The following is a 16,625-nucleotide window of genomic DNA, read 5'->3' as shown; positions in this document are numbered from 1 at the left end:
TCCACCGATCTGACAGCCCGCACCTGCGCGCGAGCAGCGACGATAACCGCTCGTCGGCGGCCTCGCAGGCCGTCGTGAGCACGGTCGGGTGAAAAGGTTACTCGCCAGTCGGTTTCTGCGCTGCCGCAGGTCGCGGTGAAGGCTTCGCGCCGGATGTGGCCTTCGGCACATCGGCCGTCCGGAGCTGCACGGTGGCTTCCGAGTCGGGCGACGGCTTCGCCTTCAGGTCCGCCGGGACATGCGGTTCGTCGCCGAGCACGTGCGTCGCCTCGGCGAGCGCGGTCCGCGCGGAGCGGACCTGCTCGGCCAGGCTGGAGCGCACCTTGCGGAGCGCTTCGACCCGTTCGGTGGCCTGCGTGATCCGCCGGTTGGACTCTTCGGTGGCCTGCCGGACGCGGCGGCGTGCCTCGTCGGCCGCCTCGGCGAGCCGGGCGTTGGCCTCGGTGATCGAGTCCTGCTTGCGCTTGTTGGCGTCGGCGACGGACTCGCGCTGACGGCGTTCGATGTCGGCCTTGGCCGCCGTCTCCTCTTCGAGCACCTTCGCGCGGATGGCGGCGGCGTCCTCGGTGGCCTCGCGGACGCGGCGGGCGGCCTCGGCCTTGCTCGCGGCCTCCTGCTCGGCCAGCGCGTGCATGGCCTCGGTACGCCGCGACGCCATCGCGATCTCGAAGTCCTCTTCGACCTGTGTGCGGCGCTGCTGCGACTCGGCGTCGAGCTTGTCGCGCTCGGCCTTCGCCTTGTCGATGATGTCCTTCGCCTCGGCGCGGGCCTTCTCGAGCACGCCGCGGTGCTCGGCCTCCATCTCCTTGCGACGGAGGTCGAGCTCGTTGAGCAGCTGCTCGTAGCGGGCCCGCATGGCGCTCGCGTCGGTCTCCGCCTTCGCGCGGATATGCCCGGCTTCGGCTTCCGCGCGCGCCTTGGTGTCGGCGGCCTCGTCCTGCGCGAGCCGCAACATGCGCTGCAGGCGCTCGGAAAGGCCTTCGACGCTGGTCGGCGGCTGGGCGAGCCGGTCGACCTGCCCGCGCAGGTCCGCGATCTCACCGCGTGCGATCTCCAGCTGCCGTGCCAGGTCGCCCGCCTGTGCGATGGCGGCATCGCGATCGGCGGTGAGCATCTTCAGATCGGCGTCCAGCCGTTCGAGATGTTCGTCGACCTGCGCACGGCTGTAACCGCGCTTCGCCACGTCGAAGCCGGCTCCCAGCGGCACTAGCTCCCGTTCCTCGCCAAGGCTCATTCTTCTACCGTAGTCGAGCTGGAGTCACGGAAGGGTGAGCACCCACGCAACGCGCGGCGAAAGCACGTTCCGGCGCGCTAAACGTTCCGGAAGGCGTTGATCCCGTCGATGTGCTTTTCGCGCAGCTCGTGGTTCCGGACACCCAGACCTTCTTCCGGCGCAAGGGCGAGCACGCCGACCTTGCCCTGATGCGCGTTGCGGTGGACGTCCAGCGCGGCCTGCCCGGTCTCTTCGAGCGAGTAGGTCTTCGACAGCGTCGGGTGGATCAGACCTTTCGCGATCAGCCGGTTCGCTTCCCACGATTCGCGGTAGTTGGCGAAGTGGCTGCCGATGATCCGCTTGAGGTTCATCCACAGGTAACGGTTGTCGTACTGGTGCATGTAGCCGGAAGTCGACGCGCACGTGACGATCGTGCCGCCCTTGCGCGCGGCGTAGACGGAAGCGCCGAAGGTTTCGCGGCCCGGGTGCTCGAAAACGATGTCCGGGTCCTCGCCGCCGGTCAGCTCGCGGATCTTCTTGCCGAACCGCTGCCACTCCTTCGGGTCCTGGTTGTTCTCGTCCTTCCAGAACTTGTAGCCCTCGGCGTTGCGATCGATGATCAGCTCCGCGCCCAGCTTCCGGCAGATCTCCGCCTTCTCGGGGCTGGAGACCACGCACACCGGGATCGCGCCGCCGTTGAGCGCGTACTGCGTCGCGTAGGAGCCGAGGCCGCCCGAAGCGCCCCAGATCAGCACGACGTCGCCCTGCTTCATGTCGGCGCCGTTGCGCGAGACGAGCTGGCGGTAGGCCGTGGAGTTCACCAGACCGGGGGAGGCGGCCTCCTCCCAGGTGAGGTGTCCCGGCTTCGGCATCAGCTGGTTCGCCTTCACCAGCGCGATCTCCGCGAGCCCGCCGAAGTTCGTCTCGAAACCCCAGATCCGCTGCTCGGTGTCGAGCATCGTGTCGTTGTGCCCGTCCGGGCCCTCGAGTTCGACGTTGAGGCAGTGCGCGACGACCTCGTCGCCCGGCTTCCAGTTGTGCACGCCGGGACCGGTGCGCAGCACGACACCGGACAGGTCCGAGCCGACGACGTGATAGGGCAGGTCGTGGCGCTTCGACAGCGGCGAAAGCCGCCCGTAGCGCTCCAGGAACTTGAACGTCGAGACCGGTTCGAAGATCGAGGTCCAGACGGTGTTGTAGTTGATCGCGCTCGCCATGACCGCGACCAGCGCCTCGCCCGGGCCGAGTTCCGGCGTCGGGACCTCGTCGACGTGCAGCGACTTGCGCGGGTCCTTGTCCCGGCTTTCGAGGCCTTCGAACATGCCGGCCTCGTCCTTGTGCACGGTCACCCCGCGATAGGACTCCGGCACGTCGAGCGACGCCACGGCGCCGAGGTCATCGTTCAGAATGGCCTGCTGGATCTCGCCGAGCTGCGACATCGGAACCTCCGCGAATGGGGGGACGGCGTGTGGCGCCCTAAATTACTCATGGGTAACCAGGTCCACAACTGTACGAGACGTGGAGCACGTACACATCCCGAAGCGTTATCGACCGGTCTTGACCGGCCGGCCAACCAAGCGCACCATGGGCGGTGGAGATCTCTCCGACCTGCAGGTTCAGCCGATATTCGGAGGTGAGCACGCATGAACGAACCCACGACGCGCCCTTGGACCCGTCCCCATGACTGGGCGGAGGTGGTCATCGGTGTCGTGGTCGCTCTTTCACCCCTCTGGATGACCACGGACAACATGGCCGTGTGGTCGCTCGTCGTCCTCGGCGCACTGATCGCGCTCGACGGCCTCGCGTCGCTCGCGATGCCTGGCATGGTCTATGGCGAAGGCATCCAGATCGTCCTGGGCGCGCTGCTGTTCATTTCGCCATGGGTGATGGGATACGCCGACTTCATGGGCGCGTCCTGGACCGCTTGGATCGGTGGCGTCCTGACCGTGGTGGCCGGGGCGGCGGCGATGCCGATCGCCCAGGCGACGCACCGGACGGCGGGGCAGCACTGACCCAGGAGGAAACGGCGTGAAAGAGGATTCGGCGAAACAGCGCATCCTGCGGGCCGCGGAGGCGCTCTTCGCCGAATCCGGTTTCGACGCCACGCCCACTTCGCGGATCGCGGAGCGGGCGGGCGTGCCGAAAGGCCTGGTGCACTACTACTTCCGGCGTAAGTCGGATCTGCTGGCCGCGCTGGTCGCCGAACTGCCCGACGCCCGGATCGAACCGGCCGTCGTGGTCGTCCCCGGCGACCTCGCGGGCAGTCTTCGCGGCCTCGTCGTCGAACTCGACAGGCGCTTCAACCGGTCCTTGGCGCTGTCACACCTTTTGTGGCGCGAGGCCGACACGCACCGCGCGGTCCGCGACGCGCTGGCCGAACGCTTCCAGCAACTGGTCCGGCAGGTGAAGGCCGTGATCGTCGCCGCGACGGGCGGCAAGGTCGCCAATGCCGACGTCGATTCGGCGTCGGGACTGCTGGCGCGGGCGGTCAGCCATCGTCACGCGACGGCACGGCACAGCGAGGACGGGGACCCCGCCGAGATCGACCGCGAGGTCCTCTTCATCGCTTCAGCGTTGACGCGGGGTCAGTGACCGTCCTTCGCGGGCTCCACCAGCTCGACGAGCACGCCGCCGGCGTCCTTGGGGTGCACGAAGTTCACCCGGCTGTTGGACGTACCGCGCTTCGCCTCGTCGTAGAGCAGCCGCAGTCCCTGCGCGCGCAGCGCCGCGGCGGCCGCGTCCACATCGGACACTCGGTACGCCAGCTGCTGCAGCCCGGGGCCGCTCTTCGCGAGGAACTTGCCGATCGCGGAGTCGTCACGCAGCGGCGCGAGGAGCTGGATCGCGGTCTCGGTCCCCGCGGTGCCCGGCGCGCGCAGCATCGCCTCGCGGACGCCCTGCTCCTCGTTGACCTCCTCGTGCGCGACCTCCAGGCCGAAATGCTCGGCGTGGAAGGCGATCGCGGCGTCGAGGTCGGGTACCGCGATGCCGACGTGGTCGATGGCGGTCACGAACGGTTTCAGCGCCTGGTTCATGCAGAGCAGGATAGGTGCGCGGGCGGGCGGACCGGCGTGCGCCGCCTCACACTGGCTCCATCAAGAGACCCGCGACCCGGGTATGGTCGCGAAGACCCCCTTTGCCCTTGCGCCGATGCTTGGAGGACGCCGTGTCCGGTTCCGTGATCCTGGGTGCCGCCCGTACACCGATCGGGCGATTGCTCGGTTCCCTGAAGGATTTCTCGGGCGCGCAACTCGGCGGATTCGCCATCAAGGCGGCGCTGGAACAGGCCGGTGTCTCGCCGGACGCGGTCCAGTACACGATCATGGGACAGGTCCTCACCGCCGGCGCGGGCCAGATCCCGGCCCGGCAGGCCGCGGTCGCCGCCGGTATCCCGATGAGCGTCCCGGCGCTGACCATCAACAAGGTCTGCCTCTCCGGTCTCGACGCCATCGCGCTGGCCGACCAGCTCATCCGCGCGGGCGAGTTCGACCTGATCGTGGCGGGCGGCCAGGAGTCGATGACCCAGTCGCCGCATCTGCTGCCGAAGTCCCGCGCGGGCTTCAAGTACGGCGACACCACGCTCGTCGACCACATGGCCTACGACGGTCTGTTCTGCGCTTTCGACCAGGTCGCCATGGGTTCGTCGACGGAGAAGTACAACAGCCGCTACGGGATCACCCGTGAGCAGCAGGACGAGTTCTCCGCGCGGTCGCACCAGCGTGCCGCCGCCGCGATCGCCGAGGGCCGCTTCGACGCCGAGATCGCGCCGGTGTCGATCCCGCAGCGCAAGGGTGACCCGGTCGTCTTCTCGCAGGACGAAGGCGTCCGCGCCGACACCACCGCCGAAGGCCTCGCGAAGCTGCGCCCCGCCTTCGCCTCCGACGGCACCATCACCGCCGGCTCGGCTTCGCAGATCTCCGACGGCGCGGCCGCGGTGATCGTCGCGAGCAAGGCCAAGGCCGAGGAACTGGGCCTGACCCCGCTCGCCGAGATCGGCGCGCACGGCGTGGTCGCCGGTCCGGACGCCAGCCTGCACGAGCAGCCGTCGAACGCGATCCTGGCCGCGCTGGCCAAGGCGAACCTGACCGCGGACGCGCTCGACCTCGTCGAGATCAACGAGGCGTTCGCCGCCGTCGGCCTCGTTTCGGCCGACAAGCTCGGGCTCGACCCGGAGAAGGTGAACGTCGACGGTGGCGCCATCGCGCTCGGTCACCCGATCGGCGCGTCCGGCGCGCGGCTCGCCGTGCACCTGGTCCACGAGCTCCGCCGTCGCGGCGGTGGCCTCGGCGCGGCCGCCCTCTGCGGTGGTGGCGGCCAGGGCGACGCGCTGCTCATCCGCGTTCCGTAAAGCCCTTGCCGGTACAGCTGGACATCGACGAACTGGTCGGTCGCGCGCGGGACGGCGTCCCCCGCGCGATCGCCCGGTTGCTGTCGCTGGTCGAGGACGCTCATCCACGGTTGCCCGAGGTCGCGGCGAAGCTGACGCCGCACACCGGCAACGCGCGGGTCGTCGGCCTGACCGGTCCGCCGGGTGTCGGTAAGTCGACATCGACGTCCGCGCTGCTCACGGCCCTGCGGGCGCGGGGCCTGCGGGTCGGGGTGCTGGCGATCGACCCGTCGTCGCCGTTCTCCGGCGGCGCGCTGCTCGGCGACCGGATCCGGATGACCGAACACGCCACCGATCCGGGTGTCTTCATCCGTTCGATGGCCACACGCGGCCATCTCGGCGGGCTGTCGTGGGCGACGCCGCAGGCCGTCCGGGTGCTCGACGCGGCCGGGTTCGACGTCGTGCTGATCGAGACCGTCGGCGTCGGTCAGTCCGAAGTGGACGTCGTGAAACTGGCCGACACCACGGTGGTCCTGCTCGCGCCGGGAATGGGCGACGGGATCCAGGCGGCCAAGGCGGGCGTGCTGGAGATCGCGGACGTGTTCGTGGTCAACAAGGCCGACCGCGAGGGCGCGGACGCGACCGTGCACGACCTCAAGCAGATGATCTCCTTGGTACGCCGGGAGATTCGCGGTCCGAGCTGGCGGCAGCCGATCGTGCGAACGGTCGCTTCGCGGGGCGAAGGCGTCGAGGACGTCGTCCGGGCGTTGGACGAACACCACGACTGGCTGGTCCAGCGCGACGAACTGCCCCGACGTCGTGCGGCGCGGGCCCGGGACGAGGTCGAGGCGATCGCCGTGCAGCGGCTGCGCGCGGAAATCGTCGACCTGCGCTCCGGGGACCGGCTCACCGAATTGGCCGAACGCGTGGTCGCGCGGAAACTCGACCCGTTCGCGGCGGCCGAAGAACTCATCGCGGACCTTCGCGGCTCGTGAGGATCAGAATTCGACGTACATCTTGATGTCGCCGAAGTCGCTGTCGAGATTGTCCAGATGGGCGATCGCGTCCTCTTTCCAGACCTCGAGCTGGTTCGTCTCGCCGTAGGTGAGCTCTTCGCCGTCGGCCACCTTGTGGGCGTAGTTCGTGATCGTGACGGTCTGGCCCCGGCAGAACTCCACGCGTTCCAGGAACCTGTCGGCCATGTCGGGATCGAACACGCGGCCCATCCGGACGTAGCCGTTGTTGATGTGCTCCTCGCAGTAGAAGTGCGCCGCGGCCGAGGCGATCCACTCGGTCAGCGACGCGTCGCGAGGCGGCCACTTCTCCCGGACGTGCGACTTGATCTCCCTGGCGAGGCGGATGACGCGGCGCCGTTCGAGATCGCTCAGCCCGTCCTCCTTGCGGAAGTCGAGGATCATGTCGTCGACGACCTTGGCGAGCCTGAGCATGCGCGGCTTGTCGAGTTCGGCCGGTTTCTCCGGCGGCAGCCCGGCCATGACCCGCTCGTGCACGAGGACGTACTGCGTGTACGCGTACAGGAAGGTCAGGGCGTTCAGCTGCCATTGGTGTCGTTCGGCGATCTCCACGGCTTCGACCCTAACCGCGGACCTACTTCCGGACCTGTGTGAGCGCCGGGGATTCACCCTATGCTCTGCTCTTCGTCCACGGCTGGGAGGCAGGAACCGTGCAGAGGATCGCGAAGGTCTTTGTGGCAGTGCTGGGAGCCGGGCTGATGCTCGCGGCCGGCACCGGAACGGCGTCGGCGGAGGGTGCGCCGCCGAAGGTGACGAAGGGACCGTGCCAGTACACGGAGACGCCGGACGAGCCGGCCGCGCGGCCGGTCCCGCTGCCGCCGGACCCCCGGCACACGCCCGACCGGGGCAAGGTCCCGGTGCAGCTGAAGACCAACCAGGGCAAGATCGACCTGACCCTCGATCGGGCGAAGGCGCCGTGCACGGTGCAGAGCTTCCTGCACCTGGCGAAGCACCGCTTCTACGACCGCACGACGTGTCACCGGCTGACCGCGTACCCGACCTTGAAGGTGCTGCAGTGCGGTGACCCGAGCGGTACCGGCGAGGGCGGCCCCGGCTACAAGTACAAGGACGAGCTGCCCGTGGGCCTGCCGCCCGCGCCGACCGACCCGACCGGCGAGCGCAAGGTGTACGCGCGTGGCGTCCTCGCGATGGCCAACGCGGGCCCGGCGACGAACGGGAGCCAGTTCTTCGTCGTGTACGGCGACTCCGCGCTGCGCCCGAACTACACGATCTTCGGCACCGTCGGTCACGAAGGTCTCGAAACCCTCGACGACGTCGCCGCCGGTGGCATCAAGCCGACCCCGGAGAACCCCGCCCCGGTCGACGGCGCCCCCGCCCTGAAGACCGACATCCTCCGGGCGCGCCCCTGGTTCTGCTAGGTGACCTCGAAGATGGCCTCGCGCAAGGCTTGGGTGGCGCCGCCGAAAGCGTGCTTCGCGGCGGCGCCATACCCGATGATGAGCCCTTCGCGTTGCGGCTCGCCGATCCAGTAGCCGCTGAGGCCTTCGAGCCCGATGGCGCGACGGCGGCAGGCGGCCAGCACCTCCATCTCCCGGGGAAGCTCGCCGGGGAACTGGAGCACCAGGTGCAACCCGGCGGAGATCCCTTGCGGCAGCACGGAATCCGGCAGGGCCGCGAGCAGTTTGTCGCGCCGGGACCGGTATTCGACGCGGCAACGGCGGATGTGCCGGTCGTAGGCGCCGGATTCGATCAGCTCGGCCAACGCCAGCTGGTCCAGCAACGCCGGCCGCGCCCCGCTCTCGGCCAGCGCCGTGCGCACCGGTTCGACCAGGAAGCGCGGCAGCACCATCCAGCCCAGGCGCAGCGACGGCGCAAGGGTCTTGCTCGTCGTGCCCACGTACACGACCCGTTCGGGTGCCAGCGCCTGCAACGCGCCGACCTGCTGATGGTCGAACCGGAACTCGCCGTCGTAGTCGTCCTCGATGACGACGGCACCGGTTTCTTCCGCCCAGCGGGTGAGTTCCGCCCGCCGCCGCGGAGCGAGCGTGACACCCAGTGGGTATTGGTGCGCGGGGGTGACCACCACCGCAGGACTGTCCAAAGAGGACACCCTGACCCCGTGATCGTCGACGGGGACGCCGACCACGCGGGGACCGTTGGCGGCGGCGATGTTCCGGTAGATGTGCAGCGACGGGTTCTCGAACGCGATCTCGTCCGCGCCGCGCGCGTGCAGGACCCGCGCCAGTACCGCGATCGCGTGCGAGAACCCGGAGCACACCAGGATGCGGGCGGGGTCGGCGATCACGCCGCGGCTGCGGGCCAGATACGCGGCGAGCGTTTCCCTCAGTTCCGCCGCGCCGGACTCGGCCGTGTAGTCGAACGCCGACATCGGCGCCTGGTGCAGCGCCCGCCGGGTCGCGGCGAGCCAGGCAGCGCGGGGGAACGCGGACAGGTTCGGCCTGCCGGGGCGCAGGTCCCAGCGAGGCGCCGGATCGCGCGGGACGGGCCTCGGCGCCGACGCGGGCAGCGCGCCCGCCGTCGCGACACGGGTCGGCGCGCCCTGCGTGGTCCGCAGGTATCCCTCGGCGGCGAGGTCGGCGTAGACCCGGGTGACCGTTCCCCTGGCCACGCCGAGGTCCTGCGCCAGTGCCCTGGTCGAGGGCACCGCGGCGCCCGCCTGCCAGCGTCCCTCGCGGATGGCCGCGCGGATCGCCGTCGCGAGCCCGCTCCGGCCGCTTTCGGGCCGCCAGTCCAGGTGGACGTCTATTCCCGAACTGGACCACGAATCTGCCATGACACTGGACCATACTCGTGGGCCAGTCGTCGCTAGATTCGACGGCATGACCGAGCGAATCCACGTGGGCAAGCGAGTGCCCGAGATCTACCAGGCCATGGCCAAACTGCAGGCCGAAGTCGAGAAGGCCGCCGCCAACGCCGGGGTCGATCAGAAGATCCTCGAACTGGTGAAGATGCGGTCGTCGCAGATCAACCACTGCGCGTTCTGCCTCGACATGCACTCCCACGACGCGCTGCAGATGGGCGAGTCGCCGCGGCGGCTGTTCGTGCTGCAGGGCTGGCGCGAGACCGAACTGTTCACCGAGCAGGAGCGCGCCGCCCTCGCGCTCACCGAGGCGATCACGAACGTGGCGACCCTGCACGACGTCCCGGACGACGTCTACGAAGAGGCCACCCGCGTCTTCACCGAGGAGCAGTACCGCGCGATCGTCTGGGAGGCCATCGCGATCAACAGCTGGAACCGGATGTGCGTGACCAGCCACGCGCCGTTGCCCGAGCGTGCCGAATGACGGCGGCCCGGCTGCGGGAACTGCACGTCGCGGGAACCCCGCTGCTCCTGCCGAACGCGTGGGACGCCGACAGCGCGCGGCTCGTGGAAGCCGCCGGGTTCCCGGTCGTGGCGACGAGTTCCTTCGCCGTGGCCAAGGTCCTCGGGTACGACGACGGGGAGGACGCGCCCGCCGACGAGATGTTCGCGGCGGCCGCGAGGATCGCGCGGGCGGTCTCGGTGCCGATGACCGTCGACGTCGAAGGCGGGTACGGGCTCGAAGCGGGAGAGCTCGCGGAGAGGCTGGCCGAAGCGGGTGCCGTCGGCTGCAACTACGAGGACACCGATCACGCTTCAGGTGGAGTACGCCCGCTCGACGCGCAGGCGAAACGGGTCGCGGAGTTGCGCGAGGCCGCCGGGGACGCGCTGGTGATCAACGCCCGTGTCGACGTCTTCCTCGGCGCGTCCGACGAACGAGCGGTACTGGACGACGCGATCTTGCGGGCCAAGGCGTACTTCGAGGCCGGGGCGGACTGCGTCTATCCGATCATGGTGAAGTCGCCGGAGGTACTCGGCGAGTTCGTGAAGGCGGCGGCGCCGGGAGCGGTCAACGCCGCCCCGACGCCCGGAGGCCCCGATCTCTCCGCGCTCACCGCGCTGGGGGTGGCGCGGATCTCGCTGGGCACCGGGCTGTGGAAGTCGGTCCGCGCCGATCTCCGCGCGAAGCTGGCGGAACTGACGGCGGGGAAGCTGCCTTACTGAATGGGAACCGGGACGGTGCGGCCGGGGGCGTTGGTGCCGGCCGCACCGTCCCGGCGACTAGTGGGCGACGGCCTTTTCGGCGCCCGCCCCGGTGAGGGACCGGACCTCCATCTCGGCGTACTTCTTCTGGTTGTGCTCCTTGGACAGCACGGTCCCGAGCCAGCCGAGGAAGAACGCCACGGGGATCGAGACGAGACCCGGGTTGTCCAGCGGGAACCAGTGGAAGTCGACGCCCTGGATCATCGAGGCGCTCTTCCCGGTCTTCGGGTCGACAGGCTTACCCGAGACGGCCGGCGAGAACACGATCAGCACGATGCAGACCGCGAGACCGCCGTAGATGCTCCACAGCGCGCCCTGGGTGTTGAACCGCTTCCAGAACAGCGAGTACAGGATGGTCGGCAGGTTCGCCGACGCCGCCACCGCGAAGGCCAGCGCCACCAGGAACGCGATGTTCTGCCCGTTGGCGAGGATACCGCCGAGGATCGCGACCGCGCCGATCACCAGCGCGGTGATCCGGGCGACCTTCACCTCCGAAGCCGGGCTCGCCTTGCCCTTCTTGATCACGTTGGCGTAGACGTCGTGCGCGAACGACGCCGACGCGGTGATCGTGAGCCCCGCGACCACCGCGAGGATCGTCGCGAACGCGATCGCCGCGATCAGGCCGAGCAGGATCGGGCCGCCCAGTTCGAGCGCCAGCAACGGCGCCGCCGAGTTCACGCCACCGGGCGCGGCCTTGATCTTGTCCGCGCCGACGAGCGCGCCCGCGCCGTAGCCGAGCACCAGCGTGAACAGGTAGAAGACACCGATCAGCGCGATCGCCCACACCACGGAACGACGGGCTTCCTTCGCGGTCGGCACCGTGTAGAAGCGCATCAGGACGTGCGGCAGGCCCGCGGTGCCGAGCACCAGCGCGATGCCCAGCGACAGGAAGTCGAGCTTCGTCGTGCCGGTCTTGCCGTACTGGTTGCCCGGCCCGAGCAGCGCCTCACCGGCCCGGCCCGCCTTGTCCACGGCGCCCTGCAGCAGCGCGGAGAGGTTGAAGCCGTACATGCCCAGCACCCACAGCGTCATCGCCAGCGCACCGGCGATCAGCAGCGCCGCCTTGATGATCTGGACCCACGTGGTGCCCTTCATCCCGCCGATGAGCACGTAGGCGATCATGATGATGCCGACGATCACGATGATCGCGGCCTGCCCGGCCTTGCTCTCGATCCCGAGCAGCAGCGCGACGAGGCCACCGGCACCCGCCATCTGCGCCAGCAGGTAGAAGAACGACACCGCCAGCGTGGACGTCGCCGCCGCGGCCCGCACCGGGCGCTGCTTCATCCGGAACGCCAGCACGTCGCCCATGGTGAACTTGCCGGTGTTGCGCAGCAGTTCCGCGACCAGCAGCAACGCGACCAGCCATGCGACCAGGAAGCCGATGGAGTAGAGGAAACCGTCGTAGCCGTAGATGGCGATCGCGCCCGCGATCCCGAGGAACGACGCGGCGGACAGGTAGTCACCAGCGATGGCGACGCCGTTCTGCGGGCCGGTGAACGCGCGGCCGGCGGCGTAGTAGTCCGACGCCGTCTTCGTGTTGCGGCTCGCCCGGAACACGACGAACAGCGTGACCACCACGAACAGGCCGAAGATGGTGATGTTGAGTACGGGGCTGCTGCCCTCGACTCCGGCGGCGAGGTTCATTTGGCCTCACTCTCGATGTCCGTGCGGATCTTCTCCGCGATGGGGTCGAGTTTCTTGTTCGCGTAGCGGACGTAGAGCCCGGTGATCACGAAGGTCGAAACGAACTGCAGCAGCCCGAAGACGAGGCCGACGTTGATGTTGCCGACCAGCTTCGTGCTCATGAAACCGTGCGCGTAGTCGGCGAGCAGCACGTAGAGCAGGTACCAGAGAAGGAACAACGCCGAGACGGGGAAGACGAACCGGCGCAACCGAGCCCGCAGTTCCTTGAACTCCGCGCTGTCATGGGCTTTGTCCCAGTCCGTCTCCGGTGGACTGGGAGCGTTCGTTTCGGTACTCATCGTGCTCTCCTCGCACCGCGAATGTGTTCCGCGACACGTTAAGGAGAGGTCAAGGAGACCGGAACCTTCAGCGGTTCAAACGTCTGCCGAGACGACGAACGGTCGACGAACGGTGGTCCGACCACGACGAAGGGGTTTCGGCTGTGCGATCGTCCAAGTGCAGCCTCAGCATCGCGGCCGTCGACCAGGCGGGAGGCCTGCCCCGCAAGGAAACCACGATCATTACTCCGAATGCCAGCGGAACCGACCACGGCGCGGGCTGCGACACGAGGATCGCGGGCAGGCCGCTCAGGCTGGGGACGAACAGGGCCACGAGGATCGAGCCCGAAGACGCGACGAGCCCGGCGAGGACACCGCTGATCGCGCCCGCGGCGGTGAGCCGGTTCCACCAGATGCCGAGCACCAGCAACGGGCAGAAAGTGGACGCGGCCACGGTGAAACCCCAGGTGACGAGGACGCCCGCGTCCAATCTGGCCGACGGCAGCGCGAGCAGGACCATCACCGCCGCCGCCCCGAGCACCGACCAGCGCAGTCTTCGCAGGCCGCCGGGCGCCAGGTCGTGCGCGACCGCGCCGGAGATCACCAGCAGCAGCCCGAGCGACGTCGCCAGGAACGCGGCGAACGCGCCCGCCGTCAGCAATCCGGTGAACAACGAGCCCGCCCAGCCGTCGTCGATCTGCGCCGGCAGCGCGACGACGACCGTGTCCGTCGCGCCGGAGACGTACAGCTCCGGCACCAGCACGCGGCCGAAGACGCCGTAAACCCCTGGGAACAGGTAGAAGACGCCGAGCAGGGCGACGGTGATCGCCGCGGTCCGGCGGGCGGCGCGGCCGTCCGGGCTGGTGTGGAAGCGCATCAGGACGTGCGGCAGGCCCATGGTGCCGAGCATGGTGGCGATCAGGATCGCCCAGGTGCCGAGCAGCGGATAACCCTGATCGCCGAGGTCGAGCAGTGGCCGTTGCCAGTCCGGCCCGCCGAGCGGGGCGCCGCCCCGGACGGCCGGAACCGGGGTGCCCTCGGCGAATTCCAGGGTCTCGCCGCTCCTGGCGACCAGCTCACCCGGTGGCACGACGTGTTTTTCCGGTGTGAGCAGGGTGGTCGGCTCGCGCAGGGTCAGCGTCACGTCGATCTCGAAGGACAGCTTGGTGTCGCGGGCGAAGTGGGTGAATTCCACCGGGTGCACCGAAGCCGATCGCTGCTCCGGGGAGACCTGGGAGACCAGCCAGATCGCGGGAACGATGAACAGCAACAGTTTCAGCACGAACTGGAAGGCCTGGACGTAGGTCGCCGCGCGCATCCCGCCGAGCGCCAATGTCGCGCTGACGGCGGTGCCCGCGATGACGACGCCGACCCAGTACGGCGTACCACCGACGGCGGTCAGCACCAGCCCCGCGGTGCGGAATTGCGGGACCAGGTAAAGGGTTCCGATCACGAGGACGACGACGGCGGCGAGACGGCGCAGGGCGGGGGAGGCGAGCCGCGCTTCGGCGAAGTCCGGGACGGTGAGGGCGCCGGAGCGCCGCATCGGCGCCGCCACGAGCACCAGCATCGCGATGTATCCGGCGGTGAAGCCGACCGGATACCAGAGCGCGCCGATCCCGTCCTTCACCACCAGCCCCGCCACGCCGAGGAACGAAGCCGCGGACAGGTATTCGCCGGAGACCGCGGCGGAGTTGACCAGTGGCGAGATCCGGCGCGAGGCGACGAGGAAATCCGACGTCGTGCGCATGGCCGCGACCCCGCGCAACCCGATCAGCAGGGTGACCAGCACGACGGGGGCCACCGAGAGCGCCGTGACCACTACTCGTCCTCGATCTTTTCCGCCCGGCGCAGCTGCCACCACGACAGCAGCGCCATCGCCGGGTACGGGAGGATCGCGATCATCAGCCAGGACAGCGGGATCCCCAGCAGCCGCACCGAATCCAGCCCGGGGAACACGCCGAACACGAGCGGGAGCCCGAAGACCAGCCCGAACATCCCGACCAGGGCGGGGAGCCCGCGACGGCGCTGGGCCCGGTACAGGGCGTCCGCGCGTTCGGCGTCGCCCGCGGCCAGCCGGGGGACGCGCCAGCGCCCGCGTGAACGGCGCCGCGAATGCGCGAGCCGGGTCTGCGGACTGGTGACGGCCACCCGTTTGACGCGGCTCACGGCCGGCTTCCCCGGCCCAGTTCGCCACGTTGCGCGGCGGCGAGCAGCCGGTCGCGCAGATCGCGCGCGTGGCGGCGGCTCACCGGCACGTCACCCGCTTCCGTATGTGCCAGCAGCCCGCCGGTGGTGTCGCTGCGCAGTTCGAGCACCGCGTCCACGGCGAGCAGGAAACCCCGGTGCACGCGGGTGAATCCCGTTCCCTCCCAATACTCTTCGAGCCGGGAGATGGGCATCCGCGTGACGTGGACGCCGGATTTCGTGTGCAGCCGGACGTAGTCGCCGTGCGCCTCGACGAACTGGACGTCGTCGCGGCGGACGTACCGGGTGCGCCCGCCGGATTCCACCGGCAGCGCGGACATCGCGTCCGGCGCGGGCTTCGGCTCGTCGGGCTGGTTGCCCGCCATGCGGACCACTTTGGACAGTGCGGCGGACAGCCGTTCCGCCCGGACCGGTTTGAGCAGGTAGTCGACCGCGCCGATACCGTACGCGGCCACGGCGTGCCCGTCGTGCGCGGTGACGAACACGATCACCGGCGGTTCGCTGAGCCGCGCCAGCAGCGAGGCGAGCTCGAGCCCGTCGAGGCCCGGCATGGAGATGTCGAGGAAGACGGCGTCGAAATGACTACCCTGCAACAGCTTGAGCGCGTTCAGGGCGTCACCGGCGGCGACCACCTCGGCGACCTCCGGTGCCTCGCGCAGCAGGCTGCACAGCTCGTCGAGGGCGGGCGGGACGTCGTCGACCGCCAGCACCCGCAGCCCGTTCGTCACGGCAGCACCCCCGGCTGGAATCGGGGCACGCGCACCACGACCCTGGTGCCCGCGCCGGTCTCGGTCTCGACCGTGAGGCCGTACCACGGCCCGTAGACGCTGCGCAGCCTTCTGTCCACATTGGCCAGTCCGACGCCGCCGTCGTCGCCGTGCCCGGCCAGGATCGCCGCCGCGCGGGCGGGGTCCATGCCGACACCGTCGTCCTCGACGCTGATCACGCAGTCGTTCCCTTCCGCCATTCCCTGAACCTGGATGAACCCCGCCTCGGCGCGTGGCTCGATCCCGTGCCGGATCGCGTTCTCCACCAGCGGTTCCAGCACGAGGTACGGCACCGCGACGGCCAGCACCTCCGGCGCGACACGCACCTGCACCCGCAGCCGCTCACCGAGCACCGCGCGCTGCAAGGCCAGATACGTCTCGATGGCGCGGAACTCCTCGGCGACCATCGTGTACTCGCCGTGCCGGGCGAGGCTGTAGCGCGTGTACTCGGCGAAGTCGAGCATCAGGTCGCGGGCGCGATCCGGGTCGGAGCGGACCAGTGAGGAGATCACGGTGAGCGCGTTGTAGACGAAATGCGGCGAGATCTCGGCACGCAGCGCGCGCAACTCGGCCTCCGCGGCCTGCTCGGCGGAGGCCTCCAGCCTGCCGCGTTCGAGCGCGTGGACGACGAGTTCGGCGGCCTGGCGGGCGACGGCGTTCTTGCCTTCGGTGACCAGGAGGACCCCGGCCAGTTCGTCGTGGACGTGGAGCGGCAGCGCCCACAGCCCGGGTTCGGACACCGGCGTCTCGGAGTGGAGGACCTCGTCGAGCGCGGAGGCGACGACGTCGTCCGCCGCCGGACGGCCGGACCAGACGAGCGAGCCGGACAGGTCGGCGAGACCGAGCCCGGCGACTCCGAACAGCCGCCGGAGGCCATGCGCCGCCTGACGGGCGCGGGGTCCCGCCAGGCCGTCCATGAGATCGTCCGAGACCCGCTGGGCGGCGACGAGCACCGGTACCGGGTCGACGCTCGCGGCGGGACGCCAGGGCAGACGGGTGCTCATCCGGCCTCCTCCACGACGTCGGGGCCTAGATCCTAACGTCGCTGAGTGGTTTCGCCGGTTACG

General features: G+C 69.6%; 18 protein-coding genes. 7 read left to right on the top strand and 11 right to left on the bottom strand.

Going from position 1 to position 16,625, the window contains the following annotated elements; all coding sequences use genetic code 11:
- Nucleotides 1-97 precede the first annotated feature (97 nt).
- Together H4W30_RS13100 and ccrA are read right to left on the bottom strand one after the other, a co-directional pair.
- Nucleotides 98-1,207: a coiled-coil domain-containing protein gene (locus H4W30_RS13100; protein ID WP_126732882.1), complete on the bottom strand. Its 1,110-nt coding sequence runs from the start codon at nt 1,205-1,207 to the stop codon at nt 98-100.
- 104 nt (nt 1,208-1,311) lie between these two features.
- Nucleotides 1,312-2,652, bottom strand: coding sequence for a crotonyl-CoA carboxylase/reductase (ccrA, locus tag H4W30_RS13095; RefSeq protein WP_192743094.1), 1,341 nt, complete (start codon nt 2,650-2,652; stop codon nt 1,312-1,314).
- Nucleotides 2,653-2,856: 204 nt separating this feature from the next.
- Here ccrA and H4W30_RS13090 point away from each other — a divergent pair, with 204 nt between their 5' ends.
- Nucleotides 2,857-3,225, top strand: a complete 369-nt coding sequence (locus H4W30_RS13090) for an SPW repeat protein (protein WP_192743093.1) — start codon at nt 2,857-2,859, stop codon at nt 3,223-3,225.
- Nucleotides 3,226-3,241: 16 nt separating this feature from the next.
- Entirely contained in the window at nt 3,242-3,805 is a 564-nt protein-coding gene (locus H4W30_RS13085) for a TetR/AcrR family transcriptional regulator (protein WP_192743092.1), read from the top strand.
- Here H4W30_RS13085 and mce read toward each other — a convergent pair.
- Nucleotides 3,799-4,248 carry a methylmalonyl-CoA epimerase gene (gene mce, locus H4W30_RS13080; RefSeq protein WP_093937501.1) on the bottom strand — a complete coding sequence of 150 codons (450 nt, stop codon included), beginning with the start codon at nt 4,246-4,248 and terminating at the stop codon, nt 3,799-3,801. The genes H4W30_RS13085 and mce overlap by 7 nt on opposite strands.
- A gap of 131 nt (nt 4,249-4,379) precedes the next feature.
- Between mce and H4W30_RS13075 the strand changes: the two genes are divergently transcribed.
- Together H4W30_RS13075 and meaB are read left to right on the top strand one after the other, a co-directional pair.
- Nucleotides 4,380-5,561 carry an acetyl-CoA C-acetyltransferase gene (locus H4W30_RS13075; protein ID WP_126732825.1) on the top strand — a complete coding sequence of 394 codons (1,182 nt, stop codon included), beginning with the start codon at nt 4,380-4,382 and terminating at the stop codon, nt 5,559-5,561.
- Between the two features lie 5 nt (nt 5,562-5,566).
- Entirely contained in the window at nt 5,567-6,535 is a 969-nt protein-coding gene (gene meaB, locus H4W30_RS13070; protein WP_192743091.1) for a methylmalonyl Co-A mutase-associated GTPase MeaB, read from the top strand.
- Nucleotides 6,536-6,538: 3 nt separating this feature from the next.
- Here the strand turns inward: meaB and H4W30_RS13065 are convergent, their stop codons facing one another.
- Nucleotides 6,539-7,126: a hypothetical protein gene (locus H4W30_RS13065; RefSeq protein WP_192743090.1), complete on the bottom strand. Its 588-nt coding sequence runs from the start codon at nt 7,124-7,126 to the stop codon at nt 6,539-6,541.
- Between the two features lie 146 nt (nt 7,127-7,272).
- Here H4W30_RS13065 and H4W30_RS13060 point away from each other — a divergent pair, with 146 nt between their 5' ends.
- A complete protein-coding gene (locus tag H4W30_RS13060) occupies nt 7,273-7,953 on the top strand; it encodes a peptidylprolyl isomerase (protein WP_126732883.1) in 681 nt (226 codons plus the stop codon).
- Here H4W30_RS13060 and pdxR read toward each other — a convergent pair.
- Nucleotides 7,950-9,329 (bottom strand): MocR-like pyridoxine biosynthesis transcription factor PdxR, encoded by a 1,380-nt coding sequence (gene pdxR / locus H4W30_RS13055; RefSeq protein WP_192743089.1) that lies wholly within the window; start codon nt 9,327-9,329, stop codon nt 7,950-7,952. The genes H4W30_RS13060 and pdxR overlap by 4 nt on opposite strands.
- Before the next feature lie 46 nt (nt 9,330-9,375).
- Here pdxR and H4W30_RS13050 point away from each other — a divergent pair, with 46 nt between their 5' ends.
- Entirely contained in the window at nt 9,376-9,840 is a 465-nt protein-coding gene (locus H4W30_RS13050) for a carboxymuconolactone decarboxylase family protein (RefSeq protein ID WP_016336647.1), read from the top strand.
- Nucleotides 9,837-10,580, top strand: a complete 744-nt coding sequence (locus H4W30_RS13045) for an isocitrate lyase/PEP mutase family protein (RefSeq protein ID WP_192743088.1) — start codon at nt 9,837-9,839, stop codon at nt 10,578-10,580. Before H4W30_RS13050 ends, H4W30_RS13045 begins: the two co-directional genes overlap by 4 nt.
- 57 nt (nt 10,581-10,637) lie before the next feature.
- On the opposite strand, the gene H4W30_RS13040 is transcribed toward H4W30_RS13045, so the two are convergent.
- The 6 genes from H4W30_RS13040 to H4W30_RS13015 form a co-directional block, all read right to left on the bottom strand.
- On the bottom strand, nt 10,638-12,266 hold the full coding sequence (locus H4W30_RS13040) for a solute symporter family protein (protein ID WP_192743087.1): 1,629 nt from the start codon (nt 12,264-12,266) through the stop codon (nt 10,638-10,640).
- The gene (locus H4W30_RS13035) at nt 12,263-12,604 is read right to left on the bottom strand and encodes a DUF485 domain-containing protein (protein WP_063272717.1); all 342 of its coding nucleotides are present in this window, start codon (nt 12,602-12,604) and stop codon (nt 12,263-12,265) included. The genes H4W30_RS13040 and H4W30_RS13035 overlap by 4 nt, the downstream gene beginning before the upstream one ends.
- Nucleotides 12,605-12,671: 67 nt before the next feature.
- Nucleotides 12,672-14,405, bottom strand: coding sequence for a sodium/solute symporter (locus tag H4W30_RS13030; RefSeq protein ID WP_192743086.1), 1,734 nt, complete (start codon nt 14,403-14,405; stop codon nt 12,672-12,674).
- The gene (locus tag H4W30_RS13025) at nt 14,405-14,752 is read right to left on the bottom strand and encodes a hypothetical protein (RefSeq protein WP_192743085.1); all 348 of its coding nucleotides are present in this window, start codon (nt 14,750-14,752) and stop codon (nt 14,405-14,407) included. Before H4W30_RS13025 ends, H4W30_RS13030 begins: the two co-directional genes overlap by 1 nt.
- Nucleotides 14,749-15,519: a LytR/AlgR family response regulator transcription factor gene (locus H4W30_RS13020; RefSeq protein ID WP_034315468.1), complete on the bottom strand. Its 771-nt coding sequence runs from the start codon at nt 15,517-15,519 to the stop codon at nt 14,749-14,751. Before H4W30_RS13020 ends, H4W30_RS13025 begins: the two co-directional genes overlap by 4 nt.
- Entirely contained in the window at nt 15,516-16,562 is a 1,047-nt protein-coding gene (locus H4W30_RS13015) for a sensor histidine kinase (RefSeq protein ID WP_192743084.1), read from the bottom strand. The genes H4W30_RS13020 and H4W30_RS13015 overlap by 4 nt, the downstream gene beginning before the upstream one ends.
- Between the last annotated feature and the right edge of the window lie 63 nt (nt 16,563-16,625).

This window comes from Amycolatopsis roodepoortensis (assembly GCF_014873915.1).
Lineage (GTDB): Bacteria > Actinomycetota > Actinomycetes > Mycobacteriales > Pseudonocardiaceae > Amycolatopsis > Amycolatopsis roodepoortensis.
Note: the sequence above shows the minus strand (reverse complement) of the source record. Positions and strands in the feature narration are given on the sequence as shown.